This is a genomic window from Chimaeribacter coloradensis, from assembly GCF_002858715.1.
GTDB classification, from domain to species: Bacteria; Pseudomonadota; Gammaproteobacteria; order Enterobacterales; family Enterobacteriaceae; genus Chimaeribacter; species Chimaeribacter coloradensis.
Window position 1 is genome coordinate 1 of the sequence record NZ_PJZH01000102.1, and the last position, 330, is coordinate 330.

1 pseudogene is annotated in these 330 nt (G+C 60.0%); it reads right to left on the reverse strand.

The features are described from left to right. Positions 1-330 (reverse strand): annotated as a pseudogene (locus tag CYR32_RS21325) (exopolyphosphatase); the annotation flags it as partial.

The window sequence follows — 330 nt, forward strand, 5'->3', positions numbered from 1 at the left end:
CTGGCGCTGGTTGTTCAGCAACGCGCCCAGGCGCAGCAGCTGAATCATCGGCAGGTACTCTTTTTTGCGGAACAGGTTCAGGCGCGGCAACTCTTCCAGCTTGATCGCTTTGCGGTGCAGCCGCACCATCGCCGCCAGCAGTATCTGCTGCTCCTGGTTGAAGCCCGGCAGGTTGGTGTTTTGCAGGATATACGCGGAGTGGCGATGCATACCGGTATGGTTGATGCTCAGCCCCACCTCATGCAGCAACGCCGCCCACTTCAGCAGCGCTTCCAGTTGCGGATGCACCAGCTTCGGGTTCTGCGCCTGCCACTGGTTGTAAAGGTGGAC